Genomic DNA, 19,139 nt, shown 5'->3' on the forward strand with positions numbered 1-19,139 from the left:
GAATCACTATGAGCAGCCCCGGACACCACCAGCAGCATCGTTCCGTCTTGCAGGTCGGGCCGCTGAAGCCGTCACTGTCACGCACCCTGGTCGACGACTATGCCGCATGGGTCCTGCCCGAGGCGACCGCCGAACGGGACGCTTTCCTGACGGCGAACGGCGCCGACATCACCGCGGCCGTGACGTCGGGACGCACCGGCGTGGACGCCGATCTGATGGACGCCCTGCCGAACCTGGGCGCGGTGATCAACTTCGGCGTCGGCTACGACACCACCGATGTGGAGGCCGCGGAAGCTCGGGGCGTCGGGGTGAGCAACACCCCCGACGTCCTGACCGACTGCGTCGCCGACACCGCCGTGGGGCTGATGATCGACACGATGCGGCACTTCTCGGCGTCCGACCGCTATGTGCGGGCAGGCCGCTGGCCGGTGGACGGCAACTACCCCCTGACGCGCCAGGTCAGCAACACCCGCGTCGGCTTCATCGGGCTTGGTCGCATCGGTAAGGCTATTGCCCAGCGGCTCACTGCTTTTGGCTGCACCATCAGCTACCACAACCGGAATCGGGTGGCGGATTCGCCGTATTCGTATGCGGCGTCGCCGGTCGAGTTGGCCCACGGCGTCGACGTGCTCGTCGTGGCCGCCGCCGGCGGCGACGGCACCCGCGGCCTCGTGAGCCGCGAGGTCCTCGACGCACTCGGGCCGCAGGGTTATCTGATCAACATCGCCCGCGGCAGCGTGGTCGACCAGGATGCTCTGGTCGAGGCACTTGTCAACGGCGGGCTGGCGGGCGCGGGTCTGGACGTCTTCACCGACGAGCCGGAGGTCCCCGACGAGCTGTTCGCGCTCGACAATGTGGTTCTGCTGCCCCACGTGGGCAGCGGCACGGTCGAGACGCGGGCCGCGATGGAGGCGCTGACGCTGCGCAACCTCGACAGCTTCCTCACGACCGGCGAGCTGGTCACCCCGGTCCGGCAGCCTTCGGTCCCCGCGAACTAGCGCAGCGGACTACCGCCGCACGTTGCAGCCGGCGGCCACATTGTGGCAGTGCTCGTCGGACTTGCAGCCGTCGCAATGGCATCGGCAGCCGCGGTGCTTCAGGGTTTCAGAGATTTCGTGATCGTCTGAACGATGGGACGCTGGCATAGCAGACTCCTTTGTCGACTGCGTCAAACGCTAGACCTTTCCCCCGGCCGCAACGGCATTCCTGCGGGAAATGCGGCAACATTCGGCACCGAAGGGTGTTCGGCCGGGCGTCAGCTGTGCGACGCCCTACGGCCACCGACCCGCAAGGACGTACGGCGACGCTGACGACCGGTGCCTCCCGTCGGTCGTCGAACAGTCCTCAAGGCAGCGGTGGGTTTGTCGGCCCTGTCGCTCGTCGGGTGGACCCACCGCTCCATCGCGTCGGACCCCTTCACCCTGGGCGTTGCGTCGGGGGAGCCGTCGCCCGACAGCGTGGTGCTCTGGACCCGGCTGGCGCCCGACCCGCTGGCCGACGACGGCCTCGGCGGCATGCCCGCTCGGGCGGTCGACGTGGAATGGGAGGTGGCGGCCGACGAGGGGTTCACCCGCATCGCGCAGCGCGGAACTGTCACCGCGACACCTGAATCGGCGCACAGTATTCACGTCGAACTGGCCGGGCTGAACCCGGGCGCCGAGTACTTCTACCGGTTCCGGACGGGCGGACACATCTCCCCGGCGGGACGGACCCGCACAGCGCCCGCGCCGACAGCGCTGACCCCGCTGACGATGTGCTTCGCCTCCTGCTCGAACTACGAGCAGGGGTGGTTCACCGCGTACCGCAGACTTGCCGAGGAGCAACCGGATCTGGTTGTGCACCTTGGTGATTACCAGTACGAGTACGGTCCGCGCGACGGCGGTGTGCGCACACACGCCGGGCCCGAGACCGTCACGCTGGCCGGCTACCGACAGCGCTACGCGCAGTACCGGACCGACCCCGACCTGCAGGCCGCGCACGCGGTGGCGCCGTGGCTGGTGGTGTTCGACGACCACGAGCTGGACAACAACTGGGCCGACGAGATTCCCGAGGAGCCACAGCCGGGCTTCCTCGAGCGTCGCGTCGCTGCGATGCAGGCCTATTACGAGAACATGCCGCTGTGGCAGTTCGTCCGCCCGCGCGGCATCGACATGCAGCTGTACCGGCGTCTCGACTGGGGTGCGCTGGCCACGTTTCACCTGCTCGACACCCGCCAGTACCGCGACGATCAGGCCTGCGGCGACGAGTACCGCAGCGATTGCCTCGAGCGGTTCTTCCCATGGCGCACGCTGACGGGGCCCGAGCAGGAGCGGTGGCTGCTCGACGGACTCCGGCAGTCCCGCGCGCGGTGGGACATCCTGGGCCAGCAGGTGTTCTTCGCCTCGCAGGATCTGGTGGCCGGCCCGGCGCACGGCGTCAACCCGGACGCGTGGGACGGCTACGTCGCCAATCGGGACCGCATCGTCGCCGGCATGCGGGGTGTGCGCAACCCCGTCGTGCTCACCGGTGATGTGCACGCGCACTGGGCTGCCGAGATTCGTGACGCGCAATCGGCCCCGGTGGCAACGGAATTGGTCACCACGTCGATCACCTCGGGCGGCGACGGGTCCGACAGCCGTCCCGACGTCGACGCCGTCCTGCCGGAGAACCCCCACATCAGGTACTTCAGCAACCGCCGCGGCTACGTCCGCACGCGGATCACGCCCGGCGAGCTACGAGCCGACTTCCGGACCGTGCCGTTCGTGACCCGCCCCGGTGCCCCGGTGCAGACGGGGGCCACGTTCACGATTCCGGACGGCGCCCGCGCCCTGACCTGAACCCGCCGAAACTGTAATCACGCAGCGAAAGTGCGAGTAGCGCCCTGCAGGGATTCAGCCTCGGCGCGAGTTGTCGGACCCGGTGACCACGATGCCGTCATGGGGGAGAACCACGAGACGCGGGAGGTCTTCGTCGGAAGCCATGCGGTCGCCGCCGGCGACGTGACGCGGCATGAGCTGGGCCGGTGGTATCGGCCCATCTACCCCAACGTCTATGTGCCCGCGAGGCGCGCGGTGACGCTGCGGGACCGAGCGCTCGGTGCGTGGCTGTGGTCGGGCCGGTCGAGCGTCGTGACGGGTCTGGCAGCTGCGCATCTGCACGGCTCGCACTGGATCGACGACGGTGCGGACGTGGAACTCATCTACGACAACACGCACCGCCGCGGGGGATCCGCACGCGCAACGAACGGTGTGAACCCGACGAATGGGAGCTGCTGTCGGGAGTGCCGGTGGCCAACGCGACGCGGACGGCATTCGACCTCGGCAGGTTTCGTCGCCGCATCGACGCCGTGGTGCGACTCGACGCGCTCATGCGCGCGCGGCCGTACTCGATCGACGACGTCATGATGCTGGCCGAGCGCTATCGCGGGGCACGCGGCGTGCCCGCCTGAAGGCCGTCCTTCCTCTCGTCGACGGTGGTGCACAGTCTCCGATGGAGACTTACTGGAGGCTGCTGGTCCTGCACTGCGGCTTTCCGCTGCCCGCCACCCAGATCCCTGTCTTCGACGACGACGGCTACCCCGTCCGGATACTCGACTTCGGTTGGCGCGAACTGAAGGTCGCGGTCGAGTACGACGGCAGTGGACACCAGACCAGCCGCGCCCAATACCTCAGGGACCGCGACGTCGCGCGAGCCCTGGATCGGCTGGGCTGGACGGTCGTCTTCGTGGTCAAAGAGGATCGACGAGATGACGTCATCACCATGCTGTACCGGACGATGGTCTCGCGCGGCTGGACAGGGGGCGTCTCGTTCGCCGAGGCCGTCACCCGCTCCCGCGAGCCTGAATTCACGCAGCGAAAGTTCGAGTGACGCCCTGCGTCGTTTCAGTCTCAGCAACAGAAGGCGAAGCTATTCGGTCCACTCCTGCTGCGGCAACACATCTTTCAACAACCGCAGCAGCGCCGGGTTGGTCGAGTCGCCCCGCCACACGGCGTCCAGCTCGACGGGCCGTTCGCGGAACGCCCCGATGGTCCGGAACGCCACCCCCTCCGGGTGCATGGTCGCCGCCGAGGCGGGCACCAGCGCGATGCCGATGCCCGACCGGACCAGCACCAGCATGGTGTGCACCTGCGTCACGTACTGCACGTACCGGGGCGTGGCCCCCGCGATGGTGAACGTCGAGATCAGCAGCTCGTTGAAATAGCGGGCCTGCACGGGTGAGTACATGATGACGTCCTGGCCGTCGAGATCGGTCAGCGTCAGCTGGCGCGGCAGGTCGGCCAGCGGATGTCCGGCGGGAAGCGCGGCAACCAGCTGCTCATGCAGTAGCGGCCGCGACACCAGCCCCGGCCGCTTCAACGGTGGCCGGGCCATGCCCAGGTCCAGCTCGCCCGTCATCAGGCCTTCGATCTGAGCCGCTGTCACCATTTCCCGTAGGTCCAGCTTCACATCGGGCAGACGTTCCCGCGCGCGCTCCAGCAGCCGCGGCAGCACGGCATGTGCCGAGGCCGCGGTGAAGCCGACGACCACGGTGCCCAGATCGCCGGCGGGGATGCGCTTGACGGTCTGGGCGGCACCTTCGGCGAGCTGCAGGATGCGCCGCGCATCGGGCAGGAACGCCGCACCGGCGGGCGTCAGCGTGACGGTGCGGGTGGTGCGGTCGATCAGTTGCACCCCGAGTTCGCTCTCGAGCTGCTGCACCTGACGCGACAGCGGAGGCTGGGTCATGTGCAGCCGCTCCGCGGCGCGACCGAAATGCAGTTCTTCGGCCACCGCGACGAAGCACTGCAACCGGGCAAGTGAGAACATCAGGCCTTCGACGTCAGCTTGATCGCCGCGATCTTCATCCGGTCGGCCGCGTCCTCCCATTCGGCGATGGTGGGCAGCCGACCGGAAGAGAACGTCATGCCCATCTGTCGCTGCGCCTTCTTGGCGCCGTAGGACGTCGCTACCCGTTCACAGATCGCGGCGACGGCCGCGTGGTCGGTGATGAGCTCGCCGTGCATGGTGGCTGTCTTGCCCCGGTAGGACACCTGCGCGTCGGCGCCGTCACGGAAGTTGTGCTTCCACTGTGCCTCCAGGATCACGTAGAGGTCGCCGTCGAGCTGGTGGGCGCTCACCGGGGTGGCGTAGTGCCTGCCGGACTTGCGTCCGGTGAAGCTGACGAGCATGAAGTCGCCGATGAACCCGCCGAGCGGGGTCTTGAGCGCCGCCTTCAGCGCGGGGTTGAGCACCTTGAGCATCAACTCAGGCGGGTGGGCGGCGCTGATGGCCGCCGACGGTTCTGTCATGCACCCACGGTAGAACCCGGGCCGGGCGGCCGGGGAGAGAACGCCTACCAGCGGGGGCTGAGCAGCTCGAAGTCCGGGTCGACGGTGCGCATGTAGCCGGTGTCGTCGCGGTCCCGGATACCGCACCGCACGTATTGGTCGTGCAACGCGGCGAGGGCGTCCTCGTCGATCTCGACGCCGAGGCCGGGCGACGTGGGCACCGGGACCGAGCCGTCGACGAACCGCAGCGCACCGTCGGCAACGACGTCTTCGGTCTTCCACGGCCAGTGGGTGTCGCACGCGTAGGTGAGGTTCGGCGTCGCGCCTGCCAGGTGCACCATCGCGGCCAGGCTGATGCCGAGATGGGAGTTCGAGTGCATCGACAGGCCGAGCCCGAACGTGTCGCAGATTCCGGCCAGCAGCCGCGAGCGCTGCAGCCCGCCCCAGTAATGATGATCGGAGAGAACGACGTTCACAGAGCCCTTCGCCACCGCGGGTGCCAGCTGATCGAACGCGACGACGCACATGTTGGTCGCCAGTGGCATCGGTGACTGTGCCGCCACCTCGGCCATGCCGTCCAGGCCCGGCGTCGGATCCTCCAGGTACTGCAGGATGCCGGCCAGCCCCGAGGCCACCTTCACCGACGTCTGAGGGGTCCACGCGGCGTTGGGGTCGAGCCGCAGAGGCACTCCCGGGAACGCGCGGGACAGGGCCTCGATTGCCGCCATCTCCTCGTCGGGTGGGAACACTCCGCCCTTCAGTTTGATTGCGGTGAAACCGTATTCGTCGATCATGCGGCGAGCCTGGGTCACCAGACCGTCCGGGTCCAGCGCTTCACCGAACGCGTCGGGCTCCTGCCCGGGGTGGGCTGCCCACTTGTAGAACAGGTACGCGCTGAACGGCACCGCGTCCCGCACCAGGCCGCCCAGCAGGTCCGACACGGGTCGGCCGAGGGCGTGGCCCTGCACGTCCAGGCACGCCACCTCGAACGGGGAGAACACCTGGTCGACGGCGCTGGCCGTGGTGATCATGCCCGCGGTGCCGACGGCGGCGGTGTCCCCCGTCAGCCGGGCATCGATCGCGGCGCGGATCAGGTTGAGCGAGAACACATCCAGGCCGGTGATCGCCTCGGCGGCGGCCTGCAGGCGAGCCAGGTGCCGGGTGTCGGCGTAGGTCTCGCCGAGTCCGACCAGGCCCGCGTCGGTGTCGAGCTGGATGATCGCGCGCAGGGCGTACGGCTGGTGCACTCCGACCGTGTTCAGCAGCGGCGGGTCGACGAACGCCACCGGGGTGATGCGCGCACCCGTGATCCGGATCGGTGTCATGACCTCACACAGCCCGGGTCAGCGCACCGGCCAGCACCTCGCGGCCGGCAGCGACGATCGAGGCGAGCTCGCTGAGGTCGTCGGCGGTGGGCATCACCAGCGGCGGGCGCACCGGACCGGCAGGCACCCCCTCCATCGTCACGCCGGCCTTGACCAGGGACACCGCGTAGCCGGGCACCGTGTCGCGCAGGCGCACGAGCGGGATGAAGAACGCGTTGAGCAGCGCGTTGGTCAGCTCCTGGTTGCCGGACTCCAGCGCGTTGTAGAACGCCAGCGCCAGGTCGGGGGCGAAGGCGAACGTGGCCGACGAGTACAGCGGAACGCCGATCGCACGGTAGGCCAGCTGGGTGGTCTCGGCGGTGGGCAGCCCGTTGAAGAACAGGAAGTCGGGGTCGACATTGGTGGTGACGGCGGCCACGATGCGGGCCACCTGGTCGAAATTGCCTGTGCCATCCTTGAATCCGACAACGGTGGGAAGCTTGGCGACGGCGATCGCGGAGGCCTCGGTGAAGCGCGCGTTGTTGCGGTTGTAGACGATGACGGGCAGGTCGGTGGCCTCGGCGACGGCGCGGGTGTAGTCGACCAGTCCGGCCTGGGGCACCTCGACGAGGTAGGGCGGCAGCAGCAGGATGCCGTCGGCGCCGGCCTCCTTGGCAGCCACCGCGAACGCCTTGGCCTGCGCCACCGAACCACCGGCGCCGGCGTAGACGGGCACGCGTCCGGCGACCACGTCGACGGCCGTGCGCACGACGTGACCGAACTCGTGGACCTCCATCGCATGGAACTCGCCGGTGCCGCACGCGACGAACACGCCACCGGGCCCCGCGTCCACGCCCTTGGCGATGTGGCGGGCCAGCGCGTCGAGATCGACGTCACCGTTGTCGGTCATCGGCGTGACGGGGAAGAACAGGACGCCGTCGAAGTTCGGACGCATGGAAGGCCTTTCGGAAATGTCGGGATGGGCGATAGTGGGGTCGGTCAGTCCTGTGTGAGCTGGCCGTCGACGCGCCGCCACAGGTGTTCGGGGTTGCCGTCGGCGATTGCGCTGGGCAACAGGGATTTCGGCACGTCCTGGTAGCAGACGGGCCGCAGGTAGCGCTCGATGGCCCTGGAGCCGACGGATGTGGTGCGTGAGTCCGATGTCGCGGGGAACGGGCCGCCGTGCACCATCGCGTGGCTCACCTCGACGCCGGTGGGCCAGCCGCCGAACAGGATTCGGCCGGCTTTGAGCTCCAGCAGCGGCAGCAGCTCGCCTGCCTCGTCCAGATCGGATTCGTCGGCATGCACGGTGGCCGTCAGCTGGCCCTCGATGCCCTGCGCGACAGCCCGCATCTCGGCGGTATCGGCGCATCGCACGATCAGGCTCGACGCGCCGAAGACCTCGGCCTGCAGCGCCTCCGACTTCAGGAAACTGGCTGCGTCGGTGGTGAACAGTGCCGCCCGGCAGGAGGTTTCGTTACCACCCTGCTGGCCTCGGGCGACCAGGTCGGCGGCCGCGGCCAGGGAGTCGACGCCCGAGGCATAGTTGCCTGCGATGTTCGGGGTGAGCATCGGGGTGGCCGGTGCGTTGCCGACGGCCTCGGTGGCGGCGGCGACGAATGTGGTCAGACCGGGGCTGTCGACGGCGATCACCAGCCCGGGGTTGGTGCAGAACTGGCCGGACCCCATGGTGAGTGAGCCGACGAACGCGCGGCCCAACTCTTCGCCGCGGGTGGCCAGGGCGCCGCCGAGGACGAACACCGGGTTGATCGAGCTCATCTCGGCATACACCGGGATGGGCTCGGGACGCGCGGCTGCGGCGGCGACGAGTGCGGTTCCGCCGGAACGGGATCCGGTGAAGCCGACAGCTTTGATGCGGGAATCGGTGACCAGCGCGATGCCGAGGTCCGGGCCGGAGCCGAACAGCAGCGAGAACGTGCCGGCCGGCAGCCCGGACGCGGCGACGGCGTCGGTGATAGCGCGGGCGACGAGCTCCGACGTTCCGGGGTGCGCGTCATGTCCCTTGACGACGACGGGGCACCCTGCCGCGAGCGCGGAGGCGGTGTCGCCGCCGGCGACGGAGAACGCGAGCGGGAAGTTCGACGCGCTGAACACCGCGACGGGGCCCAGCGGGATGAAGCGCTGACGCAGATCGGGGCGGGGCAGGGGAGTCCGGTCGGGCAGCGGGGTGTCGATGCGGGCGCCGTTCCAGCTGCCCTCGCGCAGCACCGATGCGAACAGTCGCAGCTGGCCCGTGGTGCGGCCGACCTCGCCGGTGAGGCGCGCCTGGGGGAGGCCGGATTCGGCGACGGCGCGGGCGATGAGCGTCTCGCTGATCGCCTCGATGTTGGTGGCGACGGTTTCCAGGAACTGTGCGCGCTGCTCGGCGGAGGTGGCGCGGTAGGCACCGAACGCCCCGGCGGCGGCGGCGCACGCAGCGTCGACGTGGCCGGCGTCGCCGTGCTGGTACACCGGCTCCAAGGGCTGGCCCGCAGCGGGGTCGAACGCGCGGATTTCCGTGCCGGTGCCGCGTACGGCCGTGCCGGCGATGAGCATCTGTCCGGTGAGACTGGTGGTCCCCGAGATGGTCGCAGTCATGTCCTCCACGGTAGGAGGCATATCCATGCCTGTCCAAGACCATTTAGCACACGACTGATGCAGCTCTTGAATCAATCGGTGGGTGTGCGAGCCCGGTCAGCGCTCCAGCTCAGCGCGGTCCCAGGAGCCCAGGTTCGCGGCTGCCTCGTAGGTGCTCTGCAGGAACTCAAGCAGCAGCGCGTCCGGGTCGGCGGACTCCCGCACGGCGGTGTAGGGCAGCACGAATTCGCCCAGAGTCTCGTCGAAGTACGCCTGCTCCGGACACACCGCGGCGTCCCGGTACCCCGCGGGTTCGGGATAGGCGTAGGAGTAGAAGACGCCCTCGCCGTCGGGTCCGGGCCAGTAGCCGGCGCTGCTGACCTCGTGGGAGTAGGCCTCCCACATGACGTGCGGACCGCAGTTGGGCGCACCGCCGGGATGCTTGGGCGCCGAGCGGCCGGAGAACCGCGTGACGGCCAGGTCGAGCGCACCCCAGAAGAAGTGCACCGGGCTCACCTTGCCGACGAACCGCGACCGGAAGATCTCGAACACGCGGGTCATCTGCACCAGCGCCAGCCAGAAGCGGTGCACCTGTTCGGCGTCGTAGGCGACGTGCTGGGTGTCGGTGTCGAGCGGGACGGCGTCGGCGATCTCCACGGGCATCGGCCAGATGTCGGTGTGCAGGCCGAGGTCGTCGAGGGCTGCGGTGACCTCGCGGTAGAAGTCGGCGACCGGACCGGGGCGCAGCGCGACGGTGCGACGCTCCCCGGTGGTGCTCGCTACCGTCAACTGGTGATCGACGAAATCGAAGTCGATCTGAAACCCTTTGTCTCCGTAGGGAACAAGCCCGGTCGTCAGCCCACGCGCCGATACGTACAGAACCACATTCCACCAGTGACTCATCACCGGGGTGTTGGCCAGGCGGACCTTGCCGACCACCTGTGTCATCAGCTGCAGCGTGTCGCGGGTCTCGGCCCAGTGCTCGACGGACAGTTCAGGCCAGGCGGACGGGGAGTCGGGCATGGTGCAGGCACCTCCAGGGTGGTCGAGGGGACCCGTCCAGCATGGCAGAAACCCGGAAAACGCCTGATCAACAGCCAGGCACGCGTGCTGACGCCGTGGTAGAACTAGGCGACCCTGTGACATCGCGGCGCACCGCAACCTGCACAACGGGCAACCGGTCATCAGCCGATTGACATGCATCCCGGTGGTCCCGGCAAACTTGCGGTAGCTTCGATCCACACACCGATTGGCCGCAGCCGAGGAGAACACCGGTGAATGCGACACCATTCGGGCACTATCAGCTCCAGAAGCTGATCGGCCAGGGCGGGATGGGAGAGGTCTACCAGGCCTACGACACCAAGACCGACCGTGTTGTCGCGCTCAAGGTCCTCCCGCACCACATGGCCACCGACGAGGTCTTCCAGGCGCGGTTCCGCCGCGAGTCGCAGGCTGCCGCGGGCGTCAACGACCCCCACGTGGTGCCGATCCACGGGTTCGGCGAGATCAACGGCCGGCTGTACATCGACATGAGGCTCATCGAAGGCCGCAACCTGGGCACGATGCTCGCGGAGAGCGAGAAGCCCCTCGGCGCCGCGTTCGCCGTCACGATCGTCGAGCAGGTCGCTCACGCGCTGGACGCGGCCCACAAGGACGGTCTGATCCACCGCGACATCAAACCGTCCAACATCCTCATCACCGGCCGCGACTTCGTGTATCTGATCGACTTCGGACTGGCCCGCAGCGCAGGCGAGTCGGGTCTGACCACCGCGGGAAGCACCCTGGGCACGCTGGCGTATATGGCGCCGGAACGCTTTGAAGGTGGCGACGTCGACGCCCGCTCCGACATCTACGCGCTGACCTGTGTGCTGTACGAATGTCTCACTGGCTCAAGGCCTTACCCGGCCGACAGCCTGGAACAGCAGATCGCCGGCCACATGGTCTCGCCGTTGCCGCGCCCCTCGGACAGCGATCCCCGGCTGGCGGCGTTCGACGAGGTGATCGCCAAGGGCATGGCCAAGAAGCCCGCCAAGCGCTACCAGACGGCCGGTGAACTTGCCGAGGCCGCGCGCCGCGCGCTGACCGCCCCGGTGCGCCGGGGCGGCAGCGGATCGCGCCACTCGGCCCGGACCGAACCCAAGAAGCCGAAGAAGTCGCTGCTGGCGGCCGGCGCCGCAGCCGTGGTCGTGGCGCTGGCCGCGGTCGGCCTGTGGGTGTGGGCGCCGTGGCGGGACGACGCAGGCGACGCGCCGCCCCTCCCGGACGGCGCCGTCGAGTCCATCGCGGCTGCGGTGCCCGCCGACATCCGGGACACCGGCCGTCTCGTCATCGGGGTGAACGTGCCCTACGCGCCGATGGAGTTCAAGAACGCGGACGGCCAGCTCGTGGGTTTCGACGTGGAGCTGATGAACGCGGTGACCCGTGTGCTCGGCCTGGTGCCCGACTACCGCGACACCCCGTTCGACATGATCCTGCCCGGGGTGGTGGACGGCAGCTTCGACGTCGGGATGTCGTCGGTCACCGATACCCGGGATCGCGAAGAGCTCGTCGACTTCGTCACCTACTTGCAGGCCGGGACGCAGTGGGCGCGCCGCCCGGGGACCGCGCTCGGCCCTTCGTCCGCGTGTGGATTGAGAGTCGGCGTGGCAGAGGGAACTCTGCAGGCCACCGAGGAGCTTCCTGCCAAGAGCGACCAGTGCGCGGCCGCGGGAATGGCCCCGATCGAGATGGTCGTCTTCAAGAGTCAGGACGAAGTCACCACGGCGCTGATCAAGGGTGAGGTGGACGCCATGTCGGCGGATTCGCCGGTGACGGGCTTTGCGATCAAACTCAGCCGGGGCGACCTGGTACCCGCCGGCGACGTCTTCGATTCCTCGCCGTACGGCTGGCCTGTCGCCAAAGGGGCGGGGTTGGCCGAGCCGCTGCGGCTGGCGCTCGAGCACCTGATGGAGACCGGTGAATACCGTGCCATCGCGACGATGTGGGGTGTCGAGCGCGGGATGATCGACAAGCCGGCGGTCAACGGGGCGACCAGATGAGGTACCGGAAGTCCGTGTAGATCAGCCGGCCGCGGGTACGTCGCGGGCATGACCGCACTTCCTCCCAACCCCGATCCTGCAAGCACTCCCGGCTTGGAGAGCGGCGGCGGTGTGTCGCCCGGCGAGACCCCGCCCGATTCGGAGCAGACGTCCAACTCGATGCCCGACCCGACGGCCGGACGCAACCTGACACCGCGGGCGGTCATCGCGTTCGTCGCCATCGGACTGTTCGTGGCGCTTTTCCTGGCCAGCGCGGTCTACCTGGTAGTACGCATGGTCGGCTAGTTGCAGCGGTAGTCCAGGCACACCGTGGTGCCGTCGGCCCGTCCGTTGATGGTGCAGTGGTGCGCCAGCGCGTGCATCAGGATGACCCCGCGACCCCGACTGCGGTCCCGCTGCTGCTGCGTGCCGGGCTCTCGCCATGAACCGTGATCGGTCACACACACGCTGAGGCACTTCTGCTCCGGCTCGAAGTCCGCGCGGACGGCCATGGCTCCGACGCCGGGATGGCCGACGTAGGCGTGGTCGACGCAGTTGGCCAGCGCCTCGTTGACCACCAGCAGAACCTCGTTGATCTGGGCAGCCTGCACGCCGCAGTCGCTCAGCCAGGCGCCGACCTGGTCTCGCAGGTCCGCGGCACCCGCGGCGGTCGCCTCGCCCCTGACGGTCAACCGTTCCGAGGTGGGTGACTCCGCTGCAACAGTCATGAGTTCCGGCTACCCGCTGCGGGCGGCTTTATTCCCCAGAACTTCCCGGAAGCGCGTCGAAAAGGTCACAGCTGGTTCACGGTGGCCGTCTCGGGCCTATGTTGCTTGGCCTCCAGCGCGGTGCCCTCGATGTCGAGATCGGGCACATAGCGGTCGAACCAGGTGGAGTGTCTCCACATCCTGTCGCCGAGCATCGCCATCACCGCGGGGATCAGAGTGAGCCGGACGACGAACGCGTCGAGGAACACGCCGAAGGCCAGCGTCAGGCCGACGGACTTGATGATCGGGTCGCCGCCGGCCAGGAACGCGATGAACACCCCGAACATGATCAGCGCGGCCGCCGTGACCACCCGGGCCGACAGCCCGACGCCGTTGCGGACCGCCGCCGTCGCATCACCGGTGGTCGCCAGTTCCTCCTTGATCCGCGACACCACGAACACCTCGTAATCACTGGACAATCCGAAGATGATGGCCAGCGCGATGATCGGGAGGAAGCTGATGGTCTCGCCCGGCGTGACGCCGAGAAGGCTTGCACCCCAACCCCACTGGAAGACGGCCACCTGGGCGCCCAGGGCGGCGAACACCGACAGTAGGAAGCCCACGATCGACGTGATGGGCACCAGCGCGGCGCGGAACGCGATCGTCAGGAGGATGAACGCCAGTCCGACCACCACGACGAGGAAGATCGGCAGCGCGGTGGCCAGTTTGTCGGAGGTGTCGATGTTGGATGCGGTGTTGCCGCCCACCAGGAACGTGGCGCCCGTGTCGGCTTCGATCGCGTCCCGGTCGGCGCGGATGCGCTGGACCAGGTCGGCGGTCGCCGTGTCGTTGGGCCCGGTTTCCGGGATCACCTGAATGATCGCGGTGCGGCTGTCGCCGCCCGCGGGTGCTGCGGCCACCACGCCGTCCTCACGGCTGATGTTCGACGCAATCATCTGTGCGGCAGCAGGATTGGTAGCTCCGGACACATCGGCGACGACGAGCAGCGGACCGTTGAAGCCGGGGCCAAGATGCTCGGCGGTCAGATCGTAGGCCTGCCGCGACGTGTTCGACTCGGGCTGCGACGACCCGCTCGGCAGGCCCAGGTGCATCCCCAGGGCGGGAAGCCCCATCACGATGAGCGTGGCCGATCCACCGATCAGCAACGGCTTACGGAAGCGCACCACGAACCGTGCCCAGGCGGCACCGACGGTGCGCTGCGGGGTGTACGCCGCGACCTGTGCCACCTCCTTGGGCCGGCCGGGCTGCAGCGGCGGCTCGATGAACTTCGCCACCCTGCCGCCGGCGAATCCCAGCAGTGCGGGCAACAGCGTCAGCGCGATCAGCATCGCGATCAGCACCGACACCGCCGCGGCCACGCCCATGTAGGTCAGGAACGGGATACCGACGACGGCCAGGCCGCACAGCGCGATGATCACCGTCAGCGCCGCGAATACCACGGCGCCACCGGCAGTTCCGACCGCCAGACCGGCGGCTTCCTGACGCGGCATGAGGAGCAGCAGGTTGTTGCGGTACCGGTTGAGGATGAACAACGCGTAGTCGATGCCGCAGGACAGGCCGAGCATCAGCGCCAGGGACAGCGACGCCGTCGGCATGTCGACGAACGCGGCGACGACGAAGATTCCGAGGGCGCCGATTCCGACGCCGATGGCGGCGGTCAGGATCGGCAGTCCCGCGGCGACGATCGCGCCGAACGTGATCAACAGGATGACGAACGCGACCGAGATGCCGATGATCTCGGGAAGGTGCGGGACAGCCACCTTGTAGCCCGGGAACACGGCTCCGGCGTACTCGACCTGCAGGCCCGCGTCCCGTGCGGGCTGCATCGCAGACTCCAGCTCGGTCAGCGCGGCGTCGCTCACCTCGCCGATCGGGGCGGTCCACTGCACCGTGCCGAGTCCGACGCGGCCGTCGGGCGAGATCTGCCGGGTCTGGGTCGGGCCTGCGGCCGCGGCCACATCGGGCACCGAGTTGGCCGCCGCGACCGCCTGATCGATGCTCGGCGCGAGCGCGGGATCGGTGATGGCGCGGCCCTCGGGCGCGGCGAAGGTGATCTGCGTCTGCGCGCCGGCGAAGTCCGGCAGGTTCTGCTGCAGCTGCTCGACCGCGCGCTGGGACTCGGTGCCCGGAATCGTGAAGTTGTCGCTGGGCTCGCCGCGGAAGCCGACGAAGGCAAGGGCTACACCGGCGAGCACCGCGAGCCAGGTACCGAGGACGAGCCAGCGCCGACGGAAGCTCACGGCGCCGAGGGTGAACAGAAATCGCGACATGTTCACCTCTATGCCCTCAGTCGCCGGAAATACGCCCCTTCACCTGTGTGATCTCCGTGACGGCTCGTACGCTGAGGTGATGGCCACGACGTCCCTGCCGCCGGGTCCACTCCTGCCCAGCGCGGTGCAGGCCGGCTTGATGCTGCGGTGCGGGCCTCGGTTCGTCGCGGCGTGCAGACGCCGGTATGGGCCGACGTTCACGCTGCGGGTCGCGTCGATGGGCACCCTCGTCTATCTGACCGATCCCGCCGACATCAAGACCGTGTTCGCCGGTGACCCCCGCGTCTTTCACGCCGGGGAAGCCAATTCGATGCTCACCGGGTTGCTGGGCGAGACCTCGGTGCTGGTGATCGACGAGGACCTGCACCGGGAGCGGCGGCGTCTGATGCTCGCCCCGTTCGCCAGGGACGCGGTGGCGGGCCAGGCCACGACCATGCAGGAGATCGCCGCCCAGAACATCGCGGGCTGGCCGGTGGGTCGAGAGTTTCGGTCCAGCCGAAGATGTCGGAGATCACGCTGGAGGTGATCCTGCGGACCGTCATCGGGGCCAGTGACGCGGCCCGGCTCGCCGCGCTGCGCGAGGTGATGCCGCGGCTGCTGAGCGTCGGACCGTGGACGACATTGGCGATCGCCAACCCGGATCTGCTGCGGCGCAGACCATGGCGGACGGTCAGCACCGCCATGGACGAGGCGGACCGGTTGCTCTACGCCGAAATCGCGGATCGCCGCGCCGACCCGGATCTGGAGCGCCGCGGTGACGCGCTGGCGATGCTGGTGCTCGCGGGCGGCATGACCGACCGCGAGCTGCGCGATCAGTTGATGACGCTGCTGGTGGCGGGGCACGACACCACGGCGACCGGGTTGTCGTGGGCGCTGGAGCGGCTGACGCGGCACCCGGGGATTCTGGCCAGGGCTGTCGCGGCCGCGCGGCAGGGCGACGACGCATACCTGGACGCGGTCGCCCGCGAAACCCTGCGGATCCGTCCAGTCGTGTTCGACGTCGGTCGGGTGCTGAAGGAACCCGTCGAGCTGGCCGGGTACCGGCTGCCTGCGGGCGTGATGGTGATTCCGGGCATGGTGATGGTGCACGCGGATTCACACGTGTATCCGCACGCCGACCGGTTCGACCCCGACCGCATGCTCGATGCCACCGTGAGCCCCTCGACGTATCTGCCGTTCGGTGGCGGCAACCGGCGCTGTCTGGGGGCGACGTTCGCGACGGTCGAGATGCGGGTCGTCCTGCGCGAGATCCTGCGCCGGGTCGAGCTGGAGCCCACATCGGCCCGGGGCGAGCGGCGACGGCTCAAACACGTGATCTTCGTGCCGCATCGCGGTGCCCGGATCAGGGTCCGGTCACGGCGTGCGGTCACGGATTCCGTCGAGACCACCGGGTCCTCATGCCCGGTCCACGGCGCAGCTCCCTCCTGAGGGCGCGTGAATCCGTCGCCGGTTTCGCGGATCGTCGCGGAATCCGTCGAGTGCGGCACCCGGAACTGACTCATCAGTAACAAATTCCCGAGAGGCCTTCCGTAAGGGCATTCAGTACGGGTAAGCATTGACGCCATGGGTGCGGGGTCATACGTGGGTCGAGTCGGCGGGTTGGCGGTCGCATTCGGGATCGGTGCTGCGGTCCTGACGGGGGCGGGTGCCGCCTACGCGGACGACGGCGCGGGTGGCGATTCGGCCGGCACGTCCGCATCATCGTCGGCACAGGGCCCGGCATCGGCGGACAGGACCAAGCCCGTCAAGGTCAAAACCGCGAAGACCGAGACGGCCAAGCCTGACAGAGCCGAATCCGACAAGTCCGAATCCGAGACAGCCGAGTCCGATAACGCGAGCAAGGCCGACGCCGAATCCGCCGATCCCGCAGGCAAAGACCGCAACCGACCGGCCGACGACACCGGTGGATCCGACGACGCCTCCGGTGCGGACGACGACGCCTCCGACGAGGGGGAGGCGCCGGCCGCCGAGGTCACGGAGCACCAGGCGGGCGAGGAGGAACAGCCTGCCGCGCCGGAACAGCCCGTCGCCGAGGAACAGCCGCCCGCCGCCGTCGAGCCGTCCGACGCGGAGGTCCAGGCTCCGGTCGAGACCACGACGACCGAGTCGACCGTGACGAAAGCGTTGGCCGCCACGGACGGCCTGGCCACCGGCGAGCCCGCCGCCGATTCCGGTGAGCCTGTCGTCCCCGCGCTCACCTCGCTGGTGATGTCGCTGGTGGCCGCGGGCCGGGAGGTCACCGATGAGGCGCCGCGGACGGTCGCCGACCAGGTGGGCACCGCTCTGACCGCTGCGGCCGCCGAGGGCTATCCGATCCCGACCGACGTCACCGTCGAGGAGTGGACGCCGCCGCTGGAGTGGTTGCAGCGCATCCCGGTGCTGGGCCCGTTGCTGGTCACGCCGCTGGTGGGCCTGGCGCACGTCATTCCGTTCGTGGGCGATGTCATCCACCCGGTGATCGGCTTCCCGATCGATCACACCGCGCCGCCGGGCACTCCCCGGCCGCGCAGTTTCCGGGTCACGTCCTTCGACGGGACGAGGATCTTCGTGAACTTCATGCCCGCCAAGGGCCTCAAGGCCGGCGAGACGGCCCCAACAGTGCTCAACGGACCGGGGCTCGGGCTGCCCGGATCGAGCACGCTGGAGCTCGACGTCGACAGCTTCCTGCCCAATGACGTGATCGGCATCGGTGCGCTGCGCGAGGCGGGCTACAACGTGGTCACGTGGGACCCGCGCGGGGAGTGGCGCTCCGAAGGGATCATGCACCTGAACTCGCCGGATCTCGAAGGCCGCGACATGTCGCACATCATCAGCTATCTGGCGACGCTGCCCGAGGTGGCCCTCGACGCGGTGAACGATCCGAGGATCGGCATGACGGGCGCCTCCTACGGCGGCGGAATCCAATTGGCCGCGGCCGCAATCGATCACCGCATCGATGCCATCGTGCCGACGATCGCGTGGAACAACCTCACCGATGTGCTGTTCCCCCGGTCCGCGGTCAACAGCGGCTGGGGAACCATCCTGCCCGCGGTGCTGGCGCTGACGTTCGCCCGCGAGCATCCGCGGATCTTCCCGGTGGCGATCGCCGGTGTCCTGTTCGGGTACGCCTCGCAGGACGATCTGGACCTGGTGGACACCTTCAGTTACGCCGACCAGCTCAAGGACATCACCGCGCCCACGCTGGTGATCCAGGGCACGGTGGACACACTGTTCACCCTGGATCAGGCGCATCTCAACGCGCTGGCGCTGATCGAGGCGGGCACCACCACCAAGGTGATCTGGTACTGCGGCGGCCACGGCGCATGCCTGAGTGACTTCAACGACGGCGAGCTGGTGATCGACCGCACCTTGAGCTGGCTCGACCGCTACGTCAAAGGCAACGAAAACGTCGAGACCGGACCGCAATTCGAATGGGTCGACCAGAACGGCGTCTGGTACGGCGACGAGCAGTACCCGACGACGCCGGGCACGCCCGTCGTCGCGGAACGGACCGAGCGCAGGACGCTCGCCTACATTCCGGCGCTCTTCGGCTCGGGTCCGAATCCCTTGATCATCACCCGCGGGCTCGTCGCAGCGCTGTTGGGGCTACCGTCGGCCGCGGCCGCAGCCAACTCGGTCAACTTGCGGGTTCCGGATGTCACGGAGCTGACGCACGTGGTCGGCGCACCCGAGCTGACGCTGACCTACTCCGGCGAGGGAACGGCCGAACATGTCTATGCCCAGATCGTCGACGACGAGACCGGACTGGTGCTCGGAAATCACGCGACGCCCATTCCCGTTGTGCTGGACGGGGAATCGCACACCGTGACGTTCTCGCTCGAGCAGGTGGCGCACACGCTCAAGCCCGGACAATCGGTGACGGTCCAGATCGTGACGTCGACGGCGAAGTATCTCAACTTCTACTCGTGGGGCGCGATCACGGTGCAGGCCATGTCGATCTCGCTGCCGACTCGCGCCGCCGCCGCCGCGGCACAGCAGCGGGTGAACGCGGCGTAGC

General features: G+C 68.7%; 13 protein-coding genes and 2 pseudogenes. 7 read left to right on the forward strand and 8 right to left on the reverse strand.

The features are described from left to right. Nucleotides 1–8: 8 nt before the first annotated feature. From EL337_RS04040 to EL337_RS04050, 3 genes and pseudogenes are all read left to right on the forward strand, one after another. Nucleotides 9–998, forward strand: coding sequence for a 2-hydroxyacid dehydrogenase (locus EL337_RS04040; RefSeq protein WP_048632196.1), 990 nt, complete (start codon nt 9–11; stop codon nt 996–998). A gap of 357 nt (nt 999–1,355) precedes the next feature. Continuing rightward, on the forward strand, nt 1,356–2,816 hold the full coding sequence (locus tag EL337_RS04045) for an alkaline phosphatase D family protein (RefSeq protein WP_232786785.1): 1,461 nt from the start codon (nt 1,356–1,358) through the stop codon (nt 2,814–2,816). A 99-nt stretch (nt 2,817–2,915) separates the two neighbouring features. Further along, nucleotides 2,916–3,846: pseudogene (locus EL337_RS04050) on the forward strand (hypothetical protein). A gap of 39 nt (nt 3,847–3,885) precedes the next feature. Here the strand turns inward: EL337_RS04050 and EL337_RS04055 are convergent. From EL337_RS04055 to EL337_RS04080, 6 genes are all read right to left on the reverse strand, one after another. Continuing rightward, a complete protein-coding gene (locus EL337_RS04055) occupies nt 3,886–4,785 on the reverse strand; it encodes a LysR family transcriptional regulator (RefSeq protein ID WP_048632194.1) in 900 nt (299 codons plus the stop codon). Then, on the reverse strand, nt 4,785–5,267 hold the full coding sequence (locus EL337_RS04060; protein WP_048632193.1) for a PNPOx family protein: 483 nt from the start codon (nt 5,265–5,267) through the stop codon (nt 4,785–4,787). The genes EL337_RS04055 and EL337_RS04060 overlap by 1 nt, the downstream gene beginning before the upstream one ends. A gap of 44 nt (nt 5,268–5,311) precedes the next feature. Then, the gene (locus EL337_RS04065) at nt 5,312–6,571 is read right to left on the reverse strand and encodes a glucarate dehydratase family protein (RefSeq protein WP_048632192.1); all 1,260 of its coding nucleotides are present in this window, start codon (nt 6,569–6,571) and stop codon (nt 5,312–5,314) included. Between the two features lie 4 nt (nt 6,572–6,575). Further along, nucleotides 6,576–7,505: a 5-dehydro-4-deoxyglucarate dehydratase gene (locus EL337_RS04070; RefSeq protein ID WP_048632191.1), complete on the reverse strand. Its 930-nt coding sequence runs from the start codon at nt 7,503–7,505 to the stop codon at nt 6,576–6,578. Between the two features lie 44 nt (nt 7,506–7,549). Beyond that, a complete protein-coding gene (locus EL337_RS04075) occupies nt 7,550–9,148 on the reverse strand; it encodes an aldehyde dehydrogenase (NADP(+)) (RefSeq protein ID WP_048632393.1) in 1,599 nt (532 codons plus the stop codon). A 96-nt stretch (nt 9,149–9,244) separates the two neighbouring features. Continuing rightward, nucleotides 9,245–10,150 carry a DUF5996 family protein gene (locus EL337_RS04080; protein WP_048632190.1) on the reverse strand — a complete coding sequence of 302 codons (906 nt, stop codon included), beginning with the start codon at nt 10,148–10,150 and terminating at the stop codon, nt 9,245–9,247. 251 nt (nt 10,151–10,401) lie between these two features. Between EL337_RS04080 and stpK7 the strand changes: the two genes are divergently transcribed. Then, nucleotides 10,402–12,165, forward strand: coding sequence for a serine/threonine protein kinase StpK7 (gene stpK7 / locus EL337_RS04085; protein ID WP_048632189.1), 1,764 nt, complete (start codon nt 10,402–10,404; stop codon nt 12,163–12,165). A gap of 48 nt (nt 12,166–12,213) precedes the next feature. Further along, nucleotides 12,214–12,450 carry a DUF6480 family protein gene (locus tag EL337_RS04090; protein WP_048632188.1) on the forward strand — a complete coding sequence of 79 codons (237 nt, stop codon included), beginning with the start codon at nt 12,214–12,216 and terminating at the stop codon, nt 12,448–12,450. Here EL337_RS04090 and EL337_RS04095 read toward each other — a convergent pair. Further along, a complete protein-coding gene (locus EL337_RS04095; RefSeq protein ID WP_048632187.1) occupies nt 12,447–12,872 on the reverse strand; it encodes an ATP-binding protein in 426 nt (141 codons plus the stop codon). The two genes, EL337_RS04090 and EL337_RS04095, sit on opposite strands and share 4 nt — an antisense overlap. A gap of 65 nt (nt 12,873–12,937) precedes the next feature. Beyond that, nucleotides 12,938–15,142, reverse strand: coding sequence for an MMPL family transporter (locus EL337_RS04100; protein ID WP_048632392.1), 2,205 nt, complete (start codon nt 15,140–15,142; stop codon nt 12,938–12,940). A gap of 79 nt (nt 15,143–15,221) precedes the next feature. Here EL337_RS04100 and EL337_RS04105 point away from each other — a divergent pair. After that, nucleotides 15,222–16,570 (forward strand): annotated as a pseudogene (locus EL337_RS04105) (cytochrome P450). Between the two features lie 135 nt (nt 16,571–16,705). Beyond that, nucleotides 16,706–19,138: a CocE/NonD family hydrolase gene (locus tag EL337_RS04110; RefSeq protein ID WP_048632186.1), complete on the forward strand. Its 2,433-nt coding sequence runs from the start codon at nt 16,706–16,708 to the stop codon at nt 19,136–19,138. Nucleotide 19,139 lies beyond the last annotated feature (1 nt).

The organism is Mycolicibacterium aurum, from assembly GCF_900637195.1.
GTDB classification, from domain to species: domain Bacteria; phylum Actinomycetota; class Actinomycetes; order Mycobacteriales; family Mycobacteriaceae; genus Mycobacterium; species Mycobacterium aurum.

Coding starts and splice junctions, on each gene's coding strand:
- EL337_RS04065 (WP_048632192.1), bottom strand. CDS start 6,571: ATGACACCGATCCGGATCACGGGTGCGCGCATCACCCCGGTGGCGTTC.
- EL337_RS04080 (WP_048632190.1), bottom strand. CDS start 10,150: ATGCCCGACTCCCCGTCCGCCTGGCCTGAACTGTCCGTCGAGCACTGG.
- EL337_RS04100 (WP_048632392.1), bottom strand. CDS start 15,142: ATGTCGCGATTTCTGTTCACCCTCGGCGCCGTGAGCTTCCGTCGGCGC.
- EL337_RS04095 (WP_048632187.1), bottom strand. CDS start 12,872: ATGACTGTTGCAGCGGAGTCACCCACCTCGGAACGGTTGACCGTCAGG.
- EL337_RS04110 (WP_048632186.1), top strand. CDS start 16,706: ATGGGTGCGGGGTCATACGTGGGTCGAGTCGGCGGGTTGGCGGTCGCA.
- EL337_RS04075 (WP_048632393.1), bottom strand. CDS start 9,148: ATGACTGCGACCATCTCGGGGACCACCAGTCTCACCGGACAGATGCTC.
- EL337_RS04060 (WP_048632193.1), bottom strand. CDS start 5,267: ATGACAGAACCGTCGGCGGCCATCAGCGCCGCCCACCCGCCTGAGTTG.
- EL337_RS04040 (WP_048632196.1), top strand. CDS start 9: ATGAGCAGCCCCGGACACCACCAGCAGCATCGTTCCGTCTTGCAGGTC.
- EL337_RS04070 (WP_048632191.1), bottom strand. CDS start 7,505: ATGCGTCCGAACTTCGACGGCGTCCTGTTCTTCCCCGTCACGCCGATG.
- EL337_RS04090 (WP_048632188.1), top strand. CDS start 12,214: ATGACCGCACTTCCTCCCAACCCCGATCCTGCAAGCACTCCCGGCTTG.
- EL337_RS04055 (WP_048632194.1), bottom strand. CDS start 4,785: ATGTTCTCACTTGCCCGGTTGCAGTGCTTCGTCGCGGTGGCCGAAGAA.